Consider the following 213-nt stretch of genomic DNA (forward strand, 5'->3'; position numbering starts at 1 on the left):
GGACGTCGTCGGGCGCTTCACCTCCCCGCACCTCACCCGCTACGAGGAACGCATCCGCGTCGGCGGCCACGAACTGCCCCCGACCGCACCGCCCGCTTCGTCGAGTGGGCCCGCGCGCACGCCGAGCACGAACCCTTCTTCGAGCTCACCCTCGCCCTCGCCGCCCTCGCCTTCCGCGAAGCGGGCGTCACGCGCGCCGCCGTCGAGGCGGGT

It is taken from the genome of Deinococcus pimensis DSM 21231 (assembly GCF_000519345.1).
GTDB lineage: Bacteria > Deinococcota > Deinococci > Deinococcales > Deinococcaceae > Deinococcus_A > Deinococcus_A pimensis.